We start from the raw sequence: 19,846 nt of genomic DNA on the forward strand, positions 1-19,846 counted from the left end.
CCTATCCCTCTTTGAGCCTGTCAATCGTCGAAATTGCGAACGGTGTAGCGCGCATCTGCCGGCACCGGCCTGGCGGTCAGGATGTATCCGAGGCGGTTGACGAAATGATAGCCGCTCACAATGAGCGACTCGCCGTCGTCGCCATCAATGATGGTCCAGATACATTGCGGGTTCTGCGAGCGAACAAAAGCCAGGGCCTCGCCATAGGTTTCAAACAGGCACCCGCCGCGCCCGAAGTCCACGGACGCGTTGCTATCCATATGGTTCGGGACCGGCCGGAACAGGGCATCGAACGCGTCGGTGTCGATTGTGGTGTGGCGGATCTTGCTCATGCCGCACCTTCCTGACGATGCAGAACGAGGATCGCACGAAGAAGCGCGTTCGCGGCTTCGAGCTTTTCTGCGGCCGGCAATATCGTGCCGATGGCACCATTGCGCTCGCCTTTTCGGATGACGAGTGCGGCGGCGTAGGTGTGATGAGAGGCCCCGAGAATGATCTCGTCGAGAACGCTGAAAAGCTCGATAAGTGATTGGTGTGTCGTATTGCTCATGAAAATTTCCTTTTGTTGGCAATGTTGAACTGAAATGCGGTTGAGGGATTGCGGAACGCCGCGCCGGAGAGCCACCAGAATGTGGGGGCCCGTCGTGTCGAAGACGCGCATCCAAACGAGTGCTCCGGTGTCCAGACAGCCCAGACATAGCGGTGCTTTGTGAAGTGACGCGGTGCCGGCCCGTAGCGATCCTCGGGCCAGCAGACGATGTCATCGACCGCGTAGAGCCGCGCCGGCGGATGCTTGCACCACCACGGGGTTCGCCTGCGGTGGCAGAGCGATCCCATGTTGAGCAGCATGGCGACCTTGCCGCCTGTCTTGCGGGAGAACGCGAGCGCCTTCGCCACGAAGCGATCAGCGAGCCCCCAGCCATAAGGCGGATTGGTCACGATATGTCTGGCACGCGGGGTTTTGGCTTTGAGGAAGTCAACACCCGCTTCGCCGAAGCCGTAGGCATTCAGGTCCGTGGGCACCACGGCGTAGCCGTGGCGCGCAAGGATCTTCGCGATACGCCCGTCACCACAGGCGGGCTCCCAGATCGGACCGTCAAAGGCCTCGACCGAGAGAAGCGCACGCGTGGCTTCCGGCGGTGTCGGATAGAACTCGTTCGGTATCCGACGCGGTACAGCCTGTGTGCAGCTGGCAGAATTGCTTCTGGCGGCCCATCGAGGCGGGATGGCAAAGGAGGCACTCATAGAAACTCCTCCCCGTCTGGCAGTTCACGGTCGAGAAGATCTATGATGTCGTCGGGCAGGTAGCAGCGCGGATCGTCGTAGCCGACGGTAACGCCTAGCGTGTCGTACCCGATCAGCTCCTTGCCATCACGCCGTATGGAGGTGATGACGGTGTTGTGGATGCCCCATTGCTGGGTCTCGACGTCATAGCCCGCTTGCCTGAGCACGGCCTCGACCTGGTAGGTCTCGACCTGGCCGTCGCCGTCGCCGAAGCCGAACTTGTCGAAGGCTTCCCGCCAGCTCCACTGGTAAAGTGCGCCGCAGTTTTCGCATGTCGTTACCGGCATTCGTCCACCTCCTGCTGGAAGTGGTCACGCGCCCGATCCAGTGCCGCCTCGAAATCGAACTTTGCGAACACGGCCCAGTGCATCAGATCGCCTAAGAGATCGCCGAGCGCGTCTTCGAGGTCGCATCGCGTGGCCTCACGAAAGGTGGTGAGAGCGGCTTCCGCCCACACCGCGCGTTGAAGGTTGGTCACTTCGCTCATGACAGGCCCCCGATCGCGTAGGAGTCATCGAAGGTCTCGACCTGACGGTCGCGGATTTTCAGGAACGTCTCGCCGTCGAGATCGTAGAGGTCTTGCGCGCAGATGATCGCGTTTTCGACCAGGGCTTCGAAGGCATCGGCAGCAAGCGGCCGGCAGGGCAGGCGTGCGGGGGTCATTACGCACCCCCTTGGCTGTCAGCGCCGTTCTCGATGTCCTTGATCGCACGAACCACGATGCGGCCGTGCATCGGCATGCTGTCGAACTTCAGGTTTGCGCCTTGCATGTCCTTGTGCATCCAGGCGGAACCGACGCGGTTCCATCGTGCTTTGTCGTCATCGCCGATCACCTGGTAGATGGCGTGCGTCGGCCGGTTCGTGTTGGATTTGGGCTCGGTACTCATAACTTCACTCCTCGTGTTTCTCGATTTTCTGACCGAACACCGTTGTCCGGCCTTGATGGGGACGAAGAAGCCGGACCCATAGGCGGACGGATCAAACGCCGCGCGCATGCGCGCCTGTGAACAGGGGCGGAGCTGCACAAACGAGCGTGTGAGCGAAGTGCGGAAGCGAGCCGCGTTGATACGGCTGACGGGTCCGGCTAGGCCCCGATCATCCATGGCCGACACCGGTCAGCTTCGGCGCACAGGACAGGAGAAATCCACGAGCGAAGGAGGGAATCGCACTGTTGCCAAGATCCCGGACCGATACCGCCCCGTTTGCGCGCTAGCCTGCATGAATGCCTACGCGGTGGCGCGGTTAACAACGCACTAAGTCCGCTGCGACCCGCGTGAATGTCATGGCATCGGCGCGAGAGAGTCTGTTCGATGCAACTGCTTCAAGAGGGGCACGATGGATAAGCGACACACATATCTGGACAGGCGGCAATTCGTGGGGACGTGCGCAGCAGCCGCGTGTCTCTCCCTGACGCCGCTCGCCCATGCGATGCCAATCGAGTCTCCGGAAACGCTCAGCCCTGAATTACACGACCTCGCGGCCCAACTGGCGGTCCAGATCGAACGCCGCCAACGCCACGGCGAGCAATGCGGAAAACTGATGGCCCGCGTGAAAGCGCTGCCAAGGTGGAGTGACGCGTGGTGGGAAGAGCGGTTCAAGATTTCAAAGGAGACCGACGCGCTCTTCGACGCTGTCTTCGAGGCGGACGCACTCATCGAGCGCATCCTGCCCATACGATCAATGAGACCCGCAGACGTGGCGTTCCAACGCAAAGCTCTCGCGCTCAAGGCCGAGCGACCGGTTGATGTCTGGACGACCTGCTACTGGGAGGAACGGAAGCGGATCGAGGCATTGCCTGTTTAAGGGGAGGGGGTTGATGATTGATCGGCGTGGCATGTTACTGGCCCTGACATCCGGCCTTGCGGTGATGAGCCTCGGCACGCCGAAGGCCCTGGCCATTGCAGCTTCAAAGACGATGGCCGCGATGCCGTCTCTCAGGGTTCTTCGCGCGGAATTATCGGCCGCCATGGACCACCGATGGGAGATGCAGAAGCCGCTGCTCTGGGTACGGCTCAACAGACCGGCACCAGCTACGGACGCGGAAATTGCCGCTTACAAGCAGGCCTACGCCGAGATGCTGGCAGCGGCCGAGCGGTTTATGGGCCGTCCTTCGGACAACAGGGACGATGTCCTTCTGAAATACGGCATGCTGGAAGAGCTTCTTTACGAGATACGCGGCGTCGAGAACCATGCGGTCATCCGGCGATTCAACATTTGGCTATACGGGATCGAGCAGGAAGAGCGCCGGCTGCAGGCCGGCATTCACTTCTGGTGGCGGGACGGCGCGACAGGCGGCCTACCGCTCATCGATGATCAGCCGGTGTGGTGGCGCGACGGCCGATGGGAGCCACTTAGGCGGAGCGCGAGAGCAGGTAAGGATTTGAGATTTTCCATTCTTATGAAAAAGGACGCATAATGATGAATTGAATTGCGCGATCAGCAATGTATAAAATGATAGGGCGACATAGGAGGGGATTTGCCCAAAGAGAAAACTGCACGCGATATTGAAACGAGACCGAATAAGAAGCCGTCCCATATAGCCTACTACACGCGCCCTGGAAGTGGGCGTAACTTCTGGATGCCCTGCGGAGCCGCCTGGACGCACAAAGACGGCAAGGGCCTTCGCCTCAAGCTCGATGCGATTCCGACCGGCGGTGTCATTGAGCTGCGCGTCAACGAACCTCTCGCAACAAATCCTGATCACGCGATCAATCGGTGGTGGGCCGAAGATGAAAGCGAGGGCGCTTGAGCGTACCCACGTCCGCCATCGACATTGCCTTGGAACTCAACCTGCGCGCCGTCGTCACACGACTGGCACTGTTGGCCGTTCTTATTCCCGCAAGCATCGCGCTGCTGCATACGGGCGCGCAGGCCGCGCCTGACGACTGCTCGCCTGATACGGCGCGCGCTCTTCAACAAGCCCGAGACTCTCTTGGGAGCAATGATCCCGCAAATGATCGCGCGGCCCTGACCTGTCTGGTCGAGGCCGTCGCAACACTCGATTCCAGACTCTCACAACTGATGTCCGGTGAGATCCCGTTCGAAGGCCAGGCATGGCTTGAGAAGGGATGGGTCATTTCCAAACCTGCACCGGAGGCTGAATGAACTCCGGTACGGTGCATAGTATCCGGACGCTCGGGGCAGTTACCCACAAAGACACTTCGGGCGTCCGGACCCTGTGCATGACCGTGCTGGCAGGGCTACTCATATCAACCTGCCTTGCAACACCTGCCTCGGCCGATTGCCCCGCAGCGCCGCTTGCGAGTGCGGACGACATGGTCGTGAGCTTCATTGCATCACAGGGCGGCACGCAGGCGGCCCCGTCGACGCTATTCGCATCCTCGGTCAAGGAAGGGATGCTGGTTTATGATGACACCAACAATGCCCTGAAACTCTGCGACGGCACGAACTGGGTGGCGCTGCAGTCCGCAGCAACTATCGGCGCTGCTGCGGGCGGTACCGAGGGAGCCGTTCAGTTCCGTAGTAGCGCGGGAACACTTGCGGCGGATGACGCCAATCTTGTTTGGGACAACGAGAATAATCGTCTGGGCGTCGGGACAGCCGCCCCTCAATCTGCGCTCCATGTAGCGGGTGGCATCCAGCTCGCTAACGACGCCGCAACTTGCCCAGGTACGTCGAATGCGAAGATCGGAACACTGCGTTTTGGATCGAACGCTCTTAGCGTTTGCCTGAGCGGAGGCTGGACCGCGCTCGGCACAGGGAGCGGCACGGTCACTGGTATCGGCGCGGTAAACCACATCGCGTATTGGACCGGCCCTAGCCATCTTGCCCACGACGCGAACCAGCTCGTATGGGACGCCAATAATAACAGGCTCGGCATAGGTACGACGAACCCGGCAGCGAAGCTGCAGATCAGCTCGCTCGGAGCTGCGACTGACCTTATCCGATTTGAAACCGACCGGCCTTGGAAGTTCCGTAGCACTGGAACCGGTGCGGATGCAGACCTTCAGCTCATGTCCGAAGTGGATAGCAAGAATTTTAGAATCGTTGCGAGCGACGGCGCGACCCGCGCCATGGAAATCCGAGCGACCGTCACCGGGTCGAGCAACCGTGTCTCTCTCGTTCCTGATGGCGGCAACGTCGGAATCGGCACGACGACCCCACAAACAAGGCTTGACGTCAATGGCAGTCTCAGGATCGGCAACGACGCCGCGTCGTGCACAGCCTCGAAAGAAGGCGCGATCAAATACGTTTCCGGTGCTTCCCCTCCATACAAGTACTGCGATGGAACGAGTTGGACGGATTTTAGTCAGGTGGGGGGTGGGGGTGGAGACACTGCGCCCAATTCCTTTGCCTTTACGGACCTGACAGGTCAGACGTTCTCCGCACTCACCTCATCGAACACAATCACACTTGCCGGGTTGGATAACCCGCCCGAATTGGGCGTCTACACGTCTATATCCGGCCAAGGTTCCCCGCAATTTCGCATCAACGGCGGTACGTGGGTGACTAGCGGTTACGTCAATGACGGCGATACCGTCCAGCTGCGCCTGACTTCTTCGGGAAGTTCGCTTGCGACACATTCCGCTGTGCTCACTGTGGGAACGCTCTCCGGTACTTGGAGCGTTACCACCACAAGCCAGGACAATACGCCGAACGCCTTCGCGTTCACCGATCTGACCGGACAAGGCTTGGCGGCGACGAATTCATCCAACACGCTGACCATAAACGGCGTCGGGCCGGCTCCAGTATCGGTATCTGTGTCCGGGGCTGGCTCCCCGCAGATCAGCATCAATGGCGGCGCATGGGGCACTACCGGCTCAATCAGCAACGGGCAGACGTTGCGCGTGCGCCTAACGTCGGCCAGCACGTCCAGCACAGCAAGATCCGCAACGATCACTGTTGGGACGATCTCCGACAATTGGAGTGTGACGACCGCTACGGTGACTGCGGGTTCCCAGACATTCTCGTCAGCCGGGACTTTCACCTTTACCGTGCCGCATCACCAGACCCTGACCGTCAAAGTCTGGGGCGGTGGTGGCGGGGGCGCCGGCTGCAGCTCGTATAGCGAGGTCGCAGGTGGCAACGGTGGAAACTCCAGCTGGGCAACCTCCGTCTACGGGAACGGCGGCAAGAAGGCATCGGCAAGCGCGGGGGGAGCCGGCGGAACAGCTTCTGGCGGGACAACAAACCAAACAGGCGGTACGGGCAGTACCTCCGGTAGCAATGGTGCAAAAGGCGGAAATGGTGCGAGCGGTGGCGCGGGCGGTGCTCAGCGCACGAGCAATGGTGCAGGCCACAATGGGTCCGCCCCGGGCGGAGGCGGCGGCGGTGCACGCTTCGTAGCTAGAGGAAGCTGCAATGGCGATGGCGGCGGTGGCGGCGGATATGCCACGCGCACCTATGCAGCCGGTACCTACACCCAAGGTACAAGCGTCACGGTTGTCGTCGGCGCAAGCGGGTCCAGAGGGAACGGCAGCTCCTACAAAGGTGGCACTGGCGGCGTTGGCCGTGTGACGGTCAGCTGGAACTAGTGGACAACAGATTGCGCTCAACGACCATCCTCGCCCTGGCGGTCGGATTCTGGGCGCTCGCTGGCCAGTTTATCGTCAATCGTATCATCTTCTTTTACGTCGCAAATTCTGAATACGCGGCCGCATCGATCATTGCATTGCATCTGACGGGCTTCTGGCTCGGCGCTACGTTGTCGCGGCGCTATATGCCGGCGCTCAGCTCCCTGCTCGCAGCGACTTTTGGTTTGACAGCCATCGCAGAGCTACTCACCTGGCGGTTTGGCGTGATTGTTCTCGGTCTCCCTGCGACCGTTGCTACCGCAGTGCTGTTCGGCGTTGGGCTCGCCGGCTTAAGTGGCGCAATCGTTGTCAGGTTGATGCACGTTACTGACCCCGGCCGAAGCCAGCAGGTGCTGATAGCAGATACGGCAGGTTCCGTGGTTGGTGCGATTGCCGGTGGGTTTTGGTTTTTACCGACGCTCGGCATTCAGGCGAGCTTTCTGGTCTTGCTCGGTATTCAAAGCGTTATGTGGCTCACTAATACGCTAACCCCGCCCTGGTCACGACAAGCCATGCTTCCCGCTGTGACGATCTCTCTCGTCGTGCTTGGGCTATTGATGCTGCCTGTGGCCACATCGATTACATCTCGCGTGCTCGCTGTCGAAGGCATGCCCGTGGAGGCAAAGCACGGCCAGAGCGACCAGATCCTTTACAGCGAGCGGTCCCCCTTTGGGCTTGTTTCCGTAATTCAGTCCGGTGAGAATCGACAGCTCAACATTGACGGCCGCGCACTCTGCATAACTGGTCCTCAATGGAGCAACCGCCTTGCGGTCGATCCTTCTGCCTGGGCGGTCGGGGAATGGCCAGCCCGACGTGCAGGACAAGCGAGTGACGCACACTTGGCGAACATCGGCCTCGGGTGCGGTATGACCATGGCCGCGATGCTGGAGAATGCGCTGCCGGACGCCACACTCGATGTCATAGAGATAAATCCGGCCATACTTACCGCACAGCAGCTATTCGATGACGCTCTTCCGCGCAACCAATCTGATCCGCGAGTGCGACTGCTTGCACGAGATGGATTCCGTCACTTCGCAGAATATGCAGGTCCTCGGTATGACGTCGTTGCCATCGATGTCGCATGGATGCAGAACATGAACGCCACGCACCTGTTTTCATGGGAGATGTATCGAAACATCCGTCGCCACTTGAAACCAGAGGGCATTCTCGGTGTGTGGATTGAAGAGTCGACCCCGTTCTCGCCAACGTCCGTCATCATTTTCAGGACACTCAAGGATGTGTTCCCAAACGTCGTTGCCGACGTAACGAAAGGTGCGATCGTGATGTACGCATCGCCCTCGAAAACGGATTTGGTCAACGATCTCGATGCGCTGAGCGCAACCGCAACGGATTGGCTGGAGGATGCCTCTGCTCTTGCGCCCGTCAACAAGATCGACGACCTTGCAATGAACCGGACGAAGTTTGTCGTTTGGGGCGACAGCACGTGGGAGCGCCTAAGGGACAAGTATGCCGCATTGCGACGAGCTGCCTGGACAGATGAATGAAGGCTCCGACCCAAGAGCGGGACGCGAAGCTGATCTATTTCTGGAGGAGCGCGGGATCGTCGACCGCCGTGTTCTGCGAAGCCCAGTCCATGCAGCTGAGAAGACACAGTTTCGCAAACTGCTCTGCCTGCCCCTCAGTATCACTCCAATCCCATCCGAACTTGTCGTTGGTGCCATGGACGGTCCGGCTCCGACCGTCGCCATAGATCTTTTTTATGACCTCGCTCAACGTCGGCCCGTTCCGGCGGATCGGATCTTGAGGCTTGAGGCCAAGCCGCGCCGTTATCACGCGGCAGATCGCGGGCTCGCCATGGCCTCCAGCCAAGGCGTCCATGGTCGCGGTGAACTTGACGATAGCCATCAGGCTAACAGTTTCTCGGCAACCCTCATGGAACCACATCACGGCCTGGGCAAACGTGTTCATGAGCTTTGGCCGCGCCACTTGACCAGTCGGGCTGAGAATGAAGTCCAGAACCTCTCCGAAAATGGCAAAGTGATCTTTCCAATCGCGCAGTAGATCCTCCCATGCGCCGGATTTTAGCCATGGCCCGTGCGGCATATGCGAAAGCGATGATCCGGAAAGGACATGCTTGGTGGGCACGAAGGTCAGCGTCTTGATCCGTCTGACGGAACGATCGAAGAGCAGGTTGAAGCCATTCAACGCTTTGGAGGGCGTCTGCCAGAGTAGGGCTATTGCGGCAAGGGCTAACCGCGCCGCCGTCAAGGACTTTTCTTTGGCCGCCTCGCCGGCAAAACCTGTCGTGGTGACACTGCACACGAAAGGGCAAGTATCGATGGCATCCAGAATGGCATCCTCGGTAAGACTTTCGTTGGAAACCTTGCGCTTTCTGAGCTTCCTGCCCTGCCACGCGTTTCTAATGCGCTTGGCCGTAACGTTCGTTACATAACCCGCCTGAACCTGCCGTGCGAGCCAGTTGGTGCGCGTCTCGAAGCGGACAGGCCCTATGGCAAAGGCTTCGATGTTCGCATCACTAAAGAGCGTACATCCGAAAGCATGCTCACGCGAGATTTGGCGTGACTGATCCTTTGAAAGTGCTTCCCTTACGGACTTGAGAACAAGCTTCGCGTTGTCCTGCGGCTTGTCGTCTAAGTCGATTGAGGCCAGCGCCGGTCCGAAACAACGGCGGACGGCGGTCCGCCATTCTGCTTGCGTGTACCCCGTCTTTAGCGATGGGTCGTTGTCCAGCAGCAATTTCGCCACGGCAGCTATACCATCGTCGATCTTTTTCGAAACGACAATGCCGCCACCGTCACCAGCGGCGATCATCCGGGGCAGGGGAAATGCGTCGCCATCGTTTCGTCGAGCGACCGGCACCAACTGTAGCCTTGCCAGTTCGACAACGATGTCCTTCACAATGTCCTTGAGCTTCATGATCAACCGCAATTTGTGTTTGACGAAAGCCCGAAGTGTAGCGGATTCGCTGGCAATGTCCTTGTATGACGCCCACTAGGCGGGGGTCTGCAGCCGCCTCAGGTACGTCACCGCCTCGGACGCCTTCGCGGCAGCGGCGAAGACGGCGCGGTTGTCGTGCTTCATCATCTTGAGCCAATGCGCGACGTACTGCGCATGATCGGTACGCGGCTCACCTTCCGTGATGCCAAGCTGGGCGCACAGGAAGGCCGAGCCGATTTCGGCGACGAGTTCCTCGGCCGCGTAGGCATTGTCGCCGAAGCGCTTGCCCATATCGCGGCTCAAGCGATGCTTTGCACCGCTCCAGTGCGTCAGCTCGTGAACGAGGACGGCATAATAGGATTCCGAACGGGAGAGGGTATCCGTACCGCAAAAGAGGTCCTCGGGCGGCATCTGGATGTGATCGGTGGACGGGCGATAGAAGGCGCGATCCCCGCCATGTTCGATCGCCGCGCCCGTGGCAGTTACGAAGCGATCGGCGGCGGCAATGCGCTCGATGGGACCTAGCGGCTCCGGTGCATCCGGCAGCGTGTAGCCATCAACCTGGCTAGCGTTGAACACGTACGACGCGCGCGCGACACGGCGCTTGCCATCGTCATCGGAGTTGTCCGGATCGGGACCATTGGCGCCGCGCGCCTCCGGAACGACCTCATACTCCTTGTAGAATACGACGAGAGACGACTTTTCTCCCTTGCGTACCTGGCAGCCCAGATCGGCCCACTGGCGATACGTGCCCCAGATCGGCGCGGAATAGCCGCGCGTTTCGGCAGATACCCAGAGGCTGACGACATTGATGCCGTTATACGGCTTCTTCGTCAGCGCGTTCTCCGGCAGGAAGAGCGGCTTGCCAGAGTGCCGACGCCACGGCATTTGCGGGAAGCCCGGATCGGCCTCGATCGCGGCGATGAGCTGGTTGGTGATGTCTGTATGGATGTCGCGGCGCGGCTGCGACTTCGCGGGGCGTGCGGGCATGATGATGTTCCTCCTTCGTGGCATGAGCCCGCCGGAATTGGCGGTCTCGATGCCGGATGGAGAGCGATCACGGAGAAGCGGGCGCGGAACCGCAGCCCGTCAGGGCAAGGCGGCCGGCTGTCAAGCCGCTAGCCGAGGGCGTCAGCCCTTGAAGCGACCGCGCGTGAGCGCAAACAGACGGCAGAAAGAGAGACCGCCTCCCGCGCGGGATCAGACGAAAAGGGGAAGGAGGACGTGATGGCGAGCGCACCAACGACGCGGCGACGCCGTAGCCCAGAGCAGGATGAGCCGAGAACCTATGTCGTCAGGATCGAGGATTGGGAGTGGAGCCTGTCGTTCGGGGTGAACACCATGAGTCACCGCACCGACCCGTATGCCGACTTCCGGCATCTCGTCTTGCGGGGAAAGCTGCTGCGGCCGACCAATCTCAAGGCGGATACAGGCGAACTCACGTTGTTGCCGGATCCACGCCTGAACTGGGATCAAAGGCAGAAAGACGAGCCAAAATGCGTTGGCTCACTGGATCTCTACAGGGGGCGCCTTACAGGGCTGCTATCGCTCCCATCCGATGCCCTTCCGTCGCTTCTGCAAATGCTGATCGGCGAACGGCTGCGCTATGCGGTCATAACTTCTGCAAATGCTGATCGGCGAACGGCTGCGCTATGCGGTCATAACTGGCGACAAGCTTCGCTACAGGAAGGGACTGGTGAGATATTTCGCACTGGATATGAGCGTCGACGAGGACGAACTGGCCGAGTAGGACGTACGAGAAAAGCCGTGACGACTGCAATTGCCCAAATGTGGATTTGGTGACGCGTGCAGCCGCTAAGTGCCTGCAGATCGCGTAAGACGACGACCAACCGCGCGACGCAGCGTCTTGGCGCTGACCGATAGGGATTGCGCCATGGCCGTAAGCGTGACCTCTCCGGAGCCGAGCCGAGCCGCCACTTCCGCGATGTCACGCTCGGAAAGCTTGTATGGACGGCCGACATGTTTGCCGCGTCGTTTGGCGGCAGCCATACCGGCACGGGTGCGCTCGCTGATCTGCTCACGCTCGAACTCGGCAAAGACGGTCAGTTGGCCGTAGAGCATGCGTCCGACGGCCGTCGTCGTATCGATGCCTTGCGTGATGGCGATGAAGTCGACGCCACGCGCTCGCAGCTGATCCAGCAGTTGGAGGAGGTGGACGGTCGATCGCCCGAGGCGATCCAGTTTCCAGACGACCAACGTATCGCCCGCAGTCAGGGAAGCGAGAACGTCATCCAGGCCCTTGCGGTGCGTGCAGGCGCCGGAGACGCCGTGATCGGCGTAGATCACCTCGCATCCCGCAACCACGAGCGCGTCGATTTGCAGATCCTGAGTCTGGTCATCATCCGAGACCCTGACGTAGCCAACCTTCATGCGAAAATTATGAGGGAACCTGGCAGCACATGGCAACGCGTGGGCTACCGCGACTGCCGGTCAAGACCTCACCTCCGTACGCATGCGCGGCGACCCGCCAAAAGGGGTCCCTTTTGCATGCGGCGGATTCCTTGGTGTTGCTGTCGGAGTTGAGCCGTATAGTGCAGCAAGTTATGGCAAAATCAAGCGCGCTGACCCGATGATCGCGCGAGGTCCAAAAGGGACCCCTTTCGGACCACTGCACCACAACGCCCATCGATGATGATTCGTTGCGCACCCGTCGTGCGCGCTTCCCGCGCGCAACACGAGGCATGCGCAAACCATCACACTTGATCGCAGCGGCGCTTGTCTCCGGCGCAGCAATCCTGCTCGGAACAAATGCGTCCAGGGCGGAAGACATCGTCTGGAAGCAGGTGCAGGCGATCGCAAGGGGGAAGGGGCTTCCGCAGGGTGTGCACGGTGACATCCGCGGGATCGAGCTTGGAGATACTTACGCTGATGCCAAAGCCAAAATCGACGCGTTGCGCAGCGAGGCCAATGCACCGGAGGGAGACGCGAAGCTCAAGGAGACGGAAACCGTTTTCCAGCTGCCGACGCCCCATGGAAGCATCACGGCCGCGTATGTCGGCAAGGTCCAGCTTGAGATACGGACGACGCAGCCGAGAGGTGATGACTACATCACGGTGCGGTTCAGCGCGCCGTCCTCGGGCCACCAAGTGTATTCGATCGAGCGCCTGCTCATTTACTCGGATCAGAAGGACCAGCCACGTATTTCGGAGGTGGTTGGGAGCCTGAAGAAGAAGCTCCGGGCCGATCCGCTTGAGATCAGGGGCCGCGAGGGTGTCACGTATCGCTTCCAGTTCGACGGCGGCAAGGCGTGGATCACCAACCCGCAGCCGTTCACGGCGTGCAGTGCGGTCACGTCGGATACGATCGAACAGTCGCGCATCGCCTCGATCAACGACAAGGGCGTCTGCGATGTGGTGTTCGAGATGGAGGCCACCTACGGGATTTCTGACGACCACATCGAGAGCGTGTGGTTTCGCCTCACGGACAACGATCGCATGAAGGCGAATCTCACGGCCGATTTCGGGTTCTTCCAGACCTACATCAATGAGCTGCGCGCGAAGACAGGCGGCAGCGTGCCGAAGCTGTGAGCGGAAACATTTGAGCGCGTAGCTGTCGGACTGCAGCAGTATCGAGTAACGCAACATGATTCGGATTGTACTGCCCCGACGGCGGGGCGTGCTCGCCATATTCCTGGTCGCACTGGGCCCCCTGGTCAGCGCGTACTTCTATTTGCACGGGCTGCGCGACCACCTGCTGTTCCTGGGGCTCGATCCTCCCGTGCTCATCAGCGCATCCGACAGGTTCATCCCCGAGACCGGCCGGACGCTGTTTCTTGCCTGCTCCGGCGGCGCGGCGTTTTCCGCGTCGGGACTGAGAACCGCGCCATCGAGCCCAAAATATCCGGTCCAGTGCCAAAGCGTCACTGCCGAAGGGCCGATCCTGCCTGGTCAGGTCTTTGCCGTGGAAAGCACCGGACCCTTCCGGTTCATCGCGGGCGAAATGCAGATCGCCGACGTGACGTTCTCTCTAAAAGCGGGGCGCTTCGTCTTCCTCATTCTCTATCTGGTGCCTTGGCTGATGACCTTGTTCTTCCTCGCCACGTGCGAAGGAGATGTCTCGGAAAGGAACCTGCACGAAGCCTCGCTTTCCCCCGGGACCCGGTATGCCGCGTATGTTCTTGTCCTCGTCCCGCTCATGTTCGGGCCGGTCACCATCATTTTGCACTCACGGGACGGTTCTGTGGGCCAACTTCTTAGGGCGGTGAGCCTTCTGGCTATGTGCGTGTTGTTTTTTGGTCCGCCATTGACGAGAGGACTGCTCGGGGCTGCGCATACCTTCGAGGAAGTGCCAGTTCTTGGCCGGTTCCTCTTTGCGATCATCCCGGCCCGCATACCGGCTGCAGGTGTAGCGATTGTCTATCTTGTGATGGGGACCCTTGCGCTGACGCTCTTCCTCTGCGTCTCGCTCGCTGCGTGGTATGCGATGCTCTTTGTGGCCCGCGTCCTGCTGCTGATAGCGTTCCCCCGATGGCTTGCGCCCGTCCTTGATCGCCTCGATCCGCTGTTGTGAAGGAAGCGCCACGCAGTCCGCGCGGCTTCCTTCCTCCCTGTAGACTGCACCGAACACGATGGTCGGGCCCGGGAACGCCTCAGAAGAGGGAGAGCTGCCGGAAGGACGCAAGCCGTGCCTGCCATTCCGGCGTATCGGCTTCGTGGTCCAGCCAGGCGATGGCGAAGCTGACTGGTCCGCCATGCGCCTCGATATCGGATGAATGGCAGAAGTGAGAGCGGTATCCCGTCTCGGTCACCGGGAGGGGATGCCGGTTATCGGCGACGATTTCCAGATGCGAGAATGAGAATTCCGCACCATCGCTGCCGAGCCATCGGGGTGACCACCGGATAGTGATGCCGATGCCCTGCCAGACTGTGCGCTGCTCTTCGTAGACGGGTCGTGTCGTGGTCATGCCGTGATCTCCTTCGCGTTGCGGGTCCAGGTGGACGCGCGGGAGATCGGCGGGCCGCAATTCGCGAAACGGTCACAGGGGCAACACGGTCCCGATGCGGGAGCGGTGCGGGCAGCCCCTTGACCGGATGCAGCGGCCTGGCATCGTCGCGTCAATGGCCACCGACCGCGAACGCAATTGCGATCACTCGAATATGCAAAGCAACGGCGCGAGGGAAAGATCGGGCGGTCAGGAAGGTCGTCTAAGTCGTTGTTTCTACGCGATACGTCCGAAGTGATAATGTCTCTTACGGGAAATAACTTGTTGTCACAGTCAGGTGGTCGGCTAGATTCCCTCAAATAGGCTACCACAAATCACTACCAATTCAGGGTCGCCACCATCGCCAAGTGGCGTGCTGAGTCCGATGGCTTGCTCCCTCGTAGCGACTCTCCCGCATGCGGCCAATGCCCTTTCAGGCTTCGCCGTCGATGTCGGCGTCCCTTCGGGGTAGTAGTCCTCGATAGCCCCGCGCGAGAGCACGTGTATGCCCGAGCGCCGCAGTTCGGTAAGGGCGGGAACGATAGCAGCCTGCGAAGCTGCATCGTCGCGGCAAACACGGACACGGGCGATGTCGACTTCCCAGGTAAACAGTCCATCCATCAACGCAATGGTGTCGTCATCCACGTTGCCGGTCTCCTGGATGGTTCGCAAAGCATCCTTCGCGCGATTGTAACGGTCCCTCCAGGACGCGCCGGATACCTTGTCCTTGATTTGGCGGTTTGCAGGATCGGCCTTGATGTTCAACGCACCAATCCGCTCGTCGACTAGACGAATTGCTTCATCGCGCAGTGCCGTTACTTCCTGCCCGGCCCCGAGATGTTGATAACCTTCGAAGAACGCATCCAGATCGGCAATCAGCTTCACGTCAATTCCGAACGCCTCAAAGAACCTTCGAAATCGGGTAAAATTGCCCTTCCCGGACACCCGCACCATGGAGATGTTCTTGGCTTCGAAGTCCCACTCGGGATTCATCAGCTTCGCGACGTGTTTGAAGAAGGCATCGTCCGACTCGCCTTCGAACAGAACCACACGCTTGCTGAAGAACGCCGCATCTGCGTTCTCGAAGCGCGCCATCTTGAAGGACTCGGCACTTGCCGCGTCGAGTTCGAAATTCACAGCCCGCAATCGGCCGATTGGCTTGGGGTCGGCTGCTTCTTTCGCTACACGCACGAAGCTTGCCGTTGCGCCCGGCGCAAAGAAAAGCGGTGAATGGGTGGTGACGACGACCTGAAACTGGCGAGAAATGCGTTCGAGCGTGCTGAACAGGATCCGCTGCGACTTGGGGTGAAGGTAGAGTTCAGGTTCTTCGAACAGGAATATCAGCGGCGGTCGGGTTGCCGGCTCGCCTTCTGCGTCTTGTCCCTGGAGCCGGGCAACATAGCATTGCAGGAGAGCGAAGGTCAGTGACCGTTTGATGCCGTCGCCCTTGTTGTCGATTACGTCCTTCGATCCGTCATCCACGTAAATCTGCGCAGAGTTGAGGATCGTCCTCAATTCAGGCGGAGGCACCCTCAGTTCGATCTTCACGAGAGGAAAGTTCTCTTTCAGATAACCTTCAACGGACGCCTCAAGGTCTCGAACCTTTTCGTGCCGGTTGTCGACGGTTTCGCCGTCGCGTTCCTCACGATTGAAAAACTGGTTCAACTGGGCGAGCGACGCCGTGATGTCCGCGAGATCTGGCGCCATGTCGTCAAGGAGCAGGCCCAATAGCCGCCCGAACGATGTCGATTGGCTGGTCTTGAGGTCATCGGAAAGGTTTTTCACCGCAGGAATGTAGATCGGCTCCGGCAGCAATGCCGTTACAGAGGCTGAGACGCCTGTCGGGAGCGGCGCTTCGACCGCCTCGAACTGGTCCTGTGGCAATCGCGAGATATGCTCTTTGATGTGGGCCTTCGCCGCTCCGATATTCAATTCGTCAGGAGCATCGCCGGCAAATTCTGCGTAGCTTTCTTCAAGAGCACGCCTTACCGCGGCTCCGCGCTTATTGGCGAACACCGCGTTGATCGCATCATCGCGATACCGCTCTTCACGTGGTTGCTGCCGTTCAATTCTGATCTCGACCTTCTGGCCCACCCGGTAGCGTATTGTCAGCACCAGTCGTCCATCAACGACAAGCTCTTGGATACGTGGTCGATGCTCTTCGGCCAGACGATTGATGTCGGCATCCTGGATGTCCAGGTACTCCATTCTGAACTCGACCGGCTGTTGCTGATCGTAAAAAAGCTCTGCTTCCAGCTGGTTCGGGCGTTTTAGACCGGTCACAATTGCCTGAAGCACGGTGGATTTGCCGGCGTTGTTCTCACCTACGAGACAAGAAAACCTTGTCGGATCGAAGCTGGCCGACCGCAATCCCTTGAAATTCTCGATCGATATTTTTGATAAATGCATGATGGTGACGCCCCTCGAAGGGCCAGCCTAAGAATTGGAAGCGATTATCCTTTAAAGCCCGTAATTTCTCCGGAGTGTCTGCAGGTCATCCAAGAACTGCTCGCGCATCTTGGTCGTATAGATGCGTGCAATCTTTCCCTGGTTCTGGCGCTCGACGATCTTGCGCAGATCGGACATGCGAGCCTTCCAGGTAATGCCGTCTGTGACGAACATGAGCACGGTGTCGTGCCGCTTGGCGTCGATGATCGCGTCAAGGTCACCGATGATATCGCTCATCTTCGAGCCGGTAGCGCCATATCCTTTGACCTCCACAATAATGCGGGGACGAGTCTTGTCGGGTACGGCGAAGTCGCACTTCGCTGTCCTGCCGTCAGCGCCTGTGAAGGTGCAGCGTGTATCGTAATTGTCTCCGAAGACCTCCTCGACAATGGCTTCGGCGAAGTCTTCGAGCCCCCTGCCCCGCTTCTGGCCCTGTATCGCGCTTCCACGGCCGGATCGTAGACGCTCGACAAGAATATCGCTCCAGACGGGTTCGTAGTTGATGGTAGCCGCCATTGCATCAAGAAGACCAAGGCGATCGAGCACGGCAAGGAAGGCATCTCGGTCGGTCTGGAAACGCTTGACGCCTATACCTCCCGCTCCGAGTTCGCGTCGCAGTTCCGCTTCCATTGCATCCTTCGAGAGGGCAAGGAACAATCGACAGCAGAGGATCCCTTCGTCGAAATCCTCCTCCACGAGCTGGGCAACATCCTCGGTCGTGTAAGCGTCCTTCTTCTCCAGGGTCGCAAGCTTGGCGATGGCCTTCGTGGCCACATCATCCATCCACTCAACCGACAACGGGCTCAGGCTTTCGACGATATCGTCGAGTGCCTGGTCGATCTGCTGCATCAGCGACCTACGATCAGGTATTCGGTCACACTTGAACGTTCGACGCCTGCATGGGTCCCGAAATGATAGCGGTGAGGCTTCTCGAAAACGCGAACCGATTTCTTGTATTTTCGCAGCATCGTTTCGAGCTGATCGAGATCGGGATACCCGTTGGAGCTGTAGGAAAGCACGATCGTGCTCTTCCTAAAGCGGGCGAACATCTGGTCGAACGCATCGACCGCAGTGCGGCGATAACTGAAGGGGGTGTATCGCTTGGCGACCTTCTTGACCTTGGTGTTGAGGTCGACGGAAAGACCCTGCCAGTAGCAAGAGAGGCCTTCGAGGAAATGGTAGCGTTTGATGTAGCAATTGTCGTCCGACCGCGGGACGTAAGGCGGATCCAGATAGACGAGATCGACTTTTCTGGCCGGAAGTTCAAAGATGTCCGACCGCATGGCGACGTTCTTGCGGCCGTTGTTGAAGACAGCGGCGTTGTAGACCTCGATCTGCTCCAGGAAATGTTCCTCCAGTGACAGCCGGAGATCGCGTCGGCCGTCGTCGTAGCGGCTGAGGTCGCCGGAGACGGTAAAGACGCCGCGTGGCTGCCGCTTGAGGCAGGAACGGAACAGCGCCGTATAGGCGAGTGCCTCGTCTCGGGGGTCCTCAAGCTGCCTGATGTTGCCGGAGATCCGATCGAGGAATTTGAGATCCTCATCTGTGTAGAAGATCCCGGAAAAAGTGCGCTGGATGAAGTTATGTACTGGAGGCGTTGTGTCGATCAGTCTCTTGATGGCCTTACCGTCGAGCCGTCGGTGACTGTTCTCGATTGTTGCGCGGGCGACAAGACTGGAGAAATTGAGAAAATCGGAAGCGATTACGCGTCTGCCCATCGCTTTCATTAGGTATGCGACCGCCCCAGTGCCTGAGAAGGGATCAAGGGCGGTCTCAAAATCTAGCGCGTCAAGAACGCCATGGATCCAAGGTAACAGCCGTTTCTTGGAGCCCATGTATCGGAGTTCGGGATAAGCGGCGACCTGAGGTGGCAGCTCGACGGCGCGCGCCTTCGTCGTTGGCCGCGGTAAAGGCACAACGGTTGCTGATTTGGTCTTGGCGGCTGCGGATCCCCTCATGATTCCATCAGCCTAGATGAGTCGTTGGGTGCTGACCAAGGTATAGTTGCCAATCCACCTGAAAGCCCACGACTATGTAGGCGCGGTGCCGCCGCTTGGCTTCTCGGGCACCTGCCCGAGAGCCTTGGCGCGGCGGTCCATGACCTGCTGCGGGTGTGCGGAGGAAAGCACCGTCCCCGCCTTCGTCTCCACCTTGGAGCGGAACGTGCCTTTGAGCGTGTAGTCCTCGCCCTTGAGGCGTTCTGCGTCTTCTTTCGTGAAGGCTTCAGCGGCGGTGATGTTGGTCGCCGGCGTGTAGCGATCGGAGCCGAGATTGACGAGGCCCACCCCCTGCTCACGGAAGGCGTCCACCCCTTCCCTCGCGAGACGCGAGGATTTGTCGGAAAACTCGATGCGGGCAGTGATGCGATCGGGATCGATGTCGATCCCCTTCTCTTTCAAGCCAGCTGCGGCCTTCGCCTTGTCGTCTGCAGTAAGCGGCTTGATCAGACGGATGGTATCGAGCGGAACCGTGCGGACGACGCCTTCATGTGTGGTGTATTTGAGTGAATGGGCACTCATGAACTTCTCCTTGTTTTTGTTGATTAATTGGCAAGGAGATGATCGCCATTCATCCGCATAAGTCACGATGCAGTGCAGCATTACGCAAGGGATCGAAGCCGGATGGCGGAAACCCGCGCATCTCGCCGGGTTCCGTTCACGAGAGCCCGACCGGACTTATGGCAATGGGGACGGATGCGCCCAACCTAAAGGGATGGAAA

General features: G+C 59.5%; 24 protein-coding genes. 9 read left to right on the forward strand and 15 right to left on the reverse strand.

Features of this window, described 5'->3' with window-relative positions; translation table 11 throughout:
* Positions 1–20: 20 nt before the first annotated feature.
* From R3D51_03275 to R3D51_03305, 7 genes are read right to left on the reverse strand one after another with little or no spacing between them, the layout of a single operon-like run.
* Positions 21–332 (reverse strand): hypothetical protein, encoded by a 312-nt coding sequence (locus tag R3D51_03275; GenBank protein MEZ5898494.1) that lies wholly within the window; start codon positions 330–332, stop codon positions 21–23.
* Positions 329–550 carry a hypothetical protein gene (locus tag R3D51_03280; GenBank protein ID MEZ5898495.1) on the reverse strand — a complete coding sequence of 74 codons (222 nt, stop codon included), beginning with the start codon at positions 548–550 and terminating at the stop codon, positions 329–331. Before R3D51_03280 ends, R3D51_03275 begins: the two co-directional genes overlap by 4 nt.
* Positions 547–1,245 carry a hypothetical protein gene (locus tag R3D51_03285; GenBank protein ID MEZ5898496.1) on the reverse strand — a complete coding sequence of 233 codons (699 nt, stop codon included), beginning with the start codon at positions 1,243–1,245 and terminating at the stop codon, positions 547–549. The genes R3D51_03280 and R3D51_03285 overlap by 4 nt, the downstream gene beginning before the upstream one ends.
* Complete coding sequence (locus R3D51_03290) at positions 1,242–1,571, reverse strand: hypothetical protein (protein MEZ5898497.1); 330 nt, start codon at positions 1,569–1,571, stop codon at positions 1,242–1,244. Before R3D51_03290 ends, R3D51_03285 begins: the two co-directional genes overlap by 4 nt.
* Positions 1,562–1,771: a hypothetical protein gene (locus R3D51_03295; GenBank protein ID MEZ5898498.1), complete on the reverse strand. Its 210-nt coding sequence runs from the start codon at positions 1,769–1,771 to the stop codon at positions 1,562–1,564. Before R3D51_03295 ends, R3D51_03290 begins: the two co-directional genes overlap by 10 nt.
* The gene (locus R3D51_03300) at positions 1,768–1,947 is read right to left on the reverse strand and encodes a hypothetical protein (protein ID MEZ5898499.1); all 180 of its coding nucleotides are present in this window, start codon (positions 1,945–1,947) and stop codon (positions 1,768–1,770) included. The genes R3D51_03295 and R3D51_03300 overlap by 4 nt, the downstream gene beginning before the upstream one ends.
* A complete protein-coding gene (locus R3D51_03305; protein ID MEZ5898500.1) occupies positions 1,947–2,171 on the reverse strand; it encodes a hypothetical protein in 225 nt (74 codons plus the stop codon). Before R3D51_03305 ends, R3D51_03300 begins: the two co-directional genes overlap by 1 nt.
* A gap of 448 nt (positions 2,172–2,619) precedes the next feature.
* On the opposite strand from R3D51_03305, the gene R3D51_03310 reads away from it, so the two are divergent.
* The 6 genes from R3D51_03310 to R3D51_03335 are packed head-to-tail and all read left to right on the forward strand — an operon-like array spanning position 2,620 to position 8,323.
* On the forward strand, positions 2,620–3,087 hold the full coding sequence (locus R3D51_03310; protein ID MEZ5898501.1) for a hypothetical protein: 468 nt from the start codon (positions 2,620–2,622) through the stop codon (positions 3,085–3,087).
* A gap of 13 nt (positions 3,088–3,100) precedes the next feature.
* Positions 3,101–3,700: a hypothetical protein gene (locus R3D51_03315; protein MEZ5898502.1), complete on the forward strand. Its 600-nt coding sequence runs from the start codon at positions 3,101–3,103 to the stop codon at positions 3,698–3,700.
* Positions 3,701–3,760: 60 nt separating this feature from the next.
* Positions 3,761–4,033: a hypothetical protein gene (locus tag R3D51_03320; protein MEZ5898503.1), complete on the forward strand. Its 273-nt coding sequence runs from the start codon at positions 3,761–3,763 to the stop codon at positions 4,031–4,033.
* Positions 4,030–4,389 (forward strand): hypothetical protein, encoded by a 360-nt coding sequence (locus R3D51_03325; GenBank protein MEZ5898504.1) that lies wholly within the window; start codon positions 4,030–4,032, stop codon positions 4,387–4,389. The genes R3D51_03320 and R3D51_03325 overlap by 4 nt, the downstream gene beginning before the upstream one ends.
* Positions 4,386–6,779 (forward strand): hypothetical protein, encoded by a 2,394-nt coding sequence (locus R3D51_03330; GenBank protein ID MEZ5898505.1) that lies wholly within the window; start codon positions 4,386–4,388, stop codon positions 6,777–6,779. The genes R3D51_03325 and R3D51_03330 overlap by 4 nt, the downstream gene beginning before the upstream one ends.
* 11 nt (positions 6,780–6,790) lie before the next feature.
* The gene (locus R3D51_03335) at positions 6,791–8,323 is read left to right on the forward strand and encodes a hypothetical protein (protein MEZ5898506.1); all 1,533 of its coding nucleotides are present in this window, start codon (positions 6,791–6,793) and stop codon (positions 8,321–8,323) included.
* A gap of 34 nt (positions 8,324–8,357) precedes the next feature.
* Here the strand turns inward: R3D51_03335 and R3D51_03340 are convergent, their stop codons facing one another.
* Positions 8,358–9,716: a hypothetical protein gene (locus R3D51_03340; protein ID MEZ5898507.1), complete on the reverse strand. Its 1,359-nt coding sequence runs from the start codon at positions 9,714–9,716 to the stop codon at positions 8,358–8,360.
* Positions 9,717–9,791: 75 nt separating this feature from the next.
* Positions 9,792–10,727: a zincin-like metallopeptidase domain-containing protein gene (locus R3D51_03345; GenBank protein ID MEZ5898508.1), complete on the reverse strand. Its 936-nt coding sequence runs from the start codon at positions 10,725–10,727 to the stop codon at positions 9,792–9,794.
* 237 nt (positions 10,728–10,964) lie between these two features.
* Here R3D51_03345 and R3D51_03350 point away from each other — a divergent pair, with 237 nt between their 5' ends.
* Positions 10,965–11,540 carry a hypothetical protein gene (locus R3D51_03350; protein ID MEZ5898509.1) on the forward strand — a complete coding sequence of 192 codons (576 nt, stop codon included), beginning with the start codon at positions 10,965–10,967 and terminating at the stop codon, positions 11,538–11,540.
* Between the two features lie 12 nt (positions 11,541–11,552).
* Here R3D51_03350 and R3D51_03355 read toward each other — a convergent pair whose 3' ends face one another.
* Positions 11,553–12,128 carry a recombinase family protein gene (locus tag R3D51_03355; GenBank protein ID MEZ5898510.1) on the reverse strand — a complete coding sequence of 192 codons (576 nt, stop codon included), beginning with the start codon at positions 12,126–12,128 and terminating at the stop codon, positions 11,553–11,555.
* A gap of 311 nt (positions 12,129–12,439) precedes the next feature.
* Here R3D51_03355 and R3D51_03360 point away from each other — a divergent pair, with 311 nt between their 5' ends.
* A complete protein-coding gene (locus R3D51_03360; GenBank protein MEZ5898511.1) occupies positions 12,440–13,285 on the forward strand; it encodes a hypothetical protein in 846 nt (281 codons plus the stop codon).
* Positions 13,286–13,340: 55 nt separating this feature from the next.
* Positions 13,341–14,267 (forward strand): hypothetical protein, encoded by a 927-nt coding sequence (locus R3D51_03365; protein MEZ5898512.1) that lies wholly within the window; start codon positions 13,341–13,343, stop codon positions 14,265–14,267.
* A 79-nt stretch (positions 14,268–14,346) separates the two neighbouring features.
* Here R3D51_03365 and R3D51_03370 read toward each other — a convergent pair whose 3' ends face one another.
* From R3D51_03370 to R3D51_03390, 5 genes are all read right to left on the reverse strand, one after another.
* Positions 14,347–14,661 (reverse strand): hypothetical protein, encoded by a 315-nt coding sequence (locus R3D51_03370; protein MEZ5898513.1) that lies wholly within the window; start codon positions 14,659–14,661, stop codon positions 14,347–14,349.
* A 324-nt stretch (positions 14,662–14,985) separates the two neighbouring features.
* Positions 14,986–17,088: an AAA family ATPase gene (locus R3D51_03375; protein MEZ5898514.1), complete on the reverse strand. Its 2,103-nt coding sequence runs from the start codon at positions 17,086–17,088 to the stop codon at positions 14,986–14,988.
* Positions 17,089–17,139: 51 nt separating this feature from the next.
* Positions 17,140–17,976, reverse strand: coding sequence for a DpnII family type II restriction endonuclease (locus tag R3D51_03380; protein ID MEZ5898515.1), 837 nt, complete (start codon positions 17,974–17,976; stop codon positions 17,140–17,142).
* Positions 17,976–19,085: a DNA adenine methylase gene (locus R3D51_03385; GenBank protein ID MEZ5898516.1), complete on the reverse strand. Its 1,110-nt coding sequence runs from the start codon at positions 19,083–19,085 to the stop codon at positions 17,976–17,978. The genes R3D51_03380 and R3D51_03385 overlap by 1 nt, the downstream gene beginning before the upstream one ends.
* A gap of 72 nt (positions 19,086–19,157) precedes the next feature.
* Complete coding sequence (locus tag R3D51_03390; GenBank protein ID MEZ5898517.1) at positions 19,158–19,646, reverse strand: hypothetical protein; 489 nt, start codon at positions 19,644–19,646, stop codon at positions 19,158–19,160.
* Positions 19,647–19,846 lie beyond the last annotated feature (200 nt).

This window comes from Hyphomicrobiaceae bacterium (assembly GCA_041397645.1).
Classification (GTDB): Bacteria; Pseudomonadota; Alphaproteobacteria; order Rhizobiales; family Hyphomicrobiaceae; genus Hyphomicrobium_B.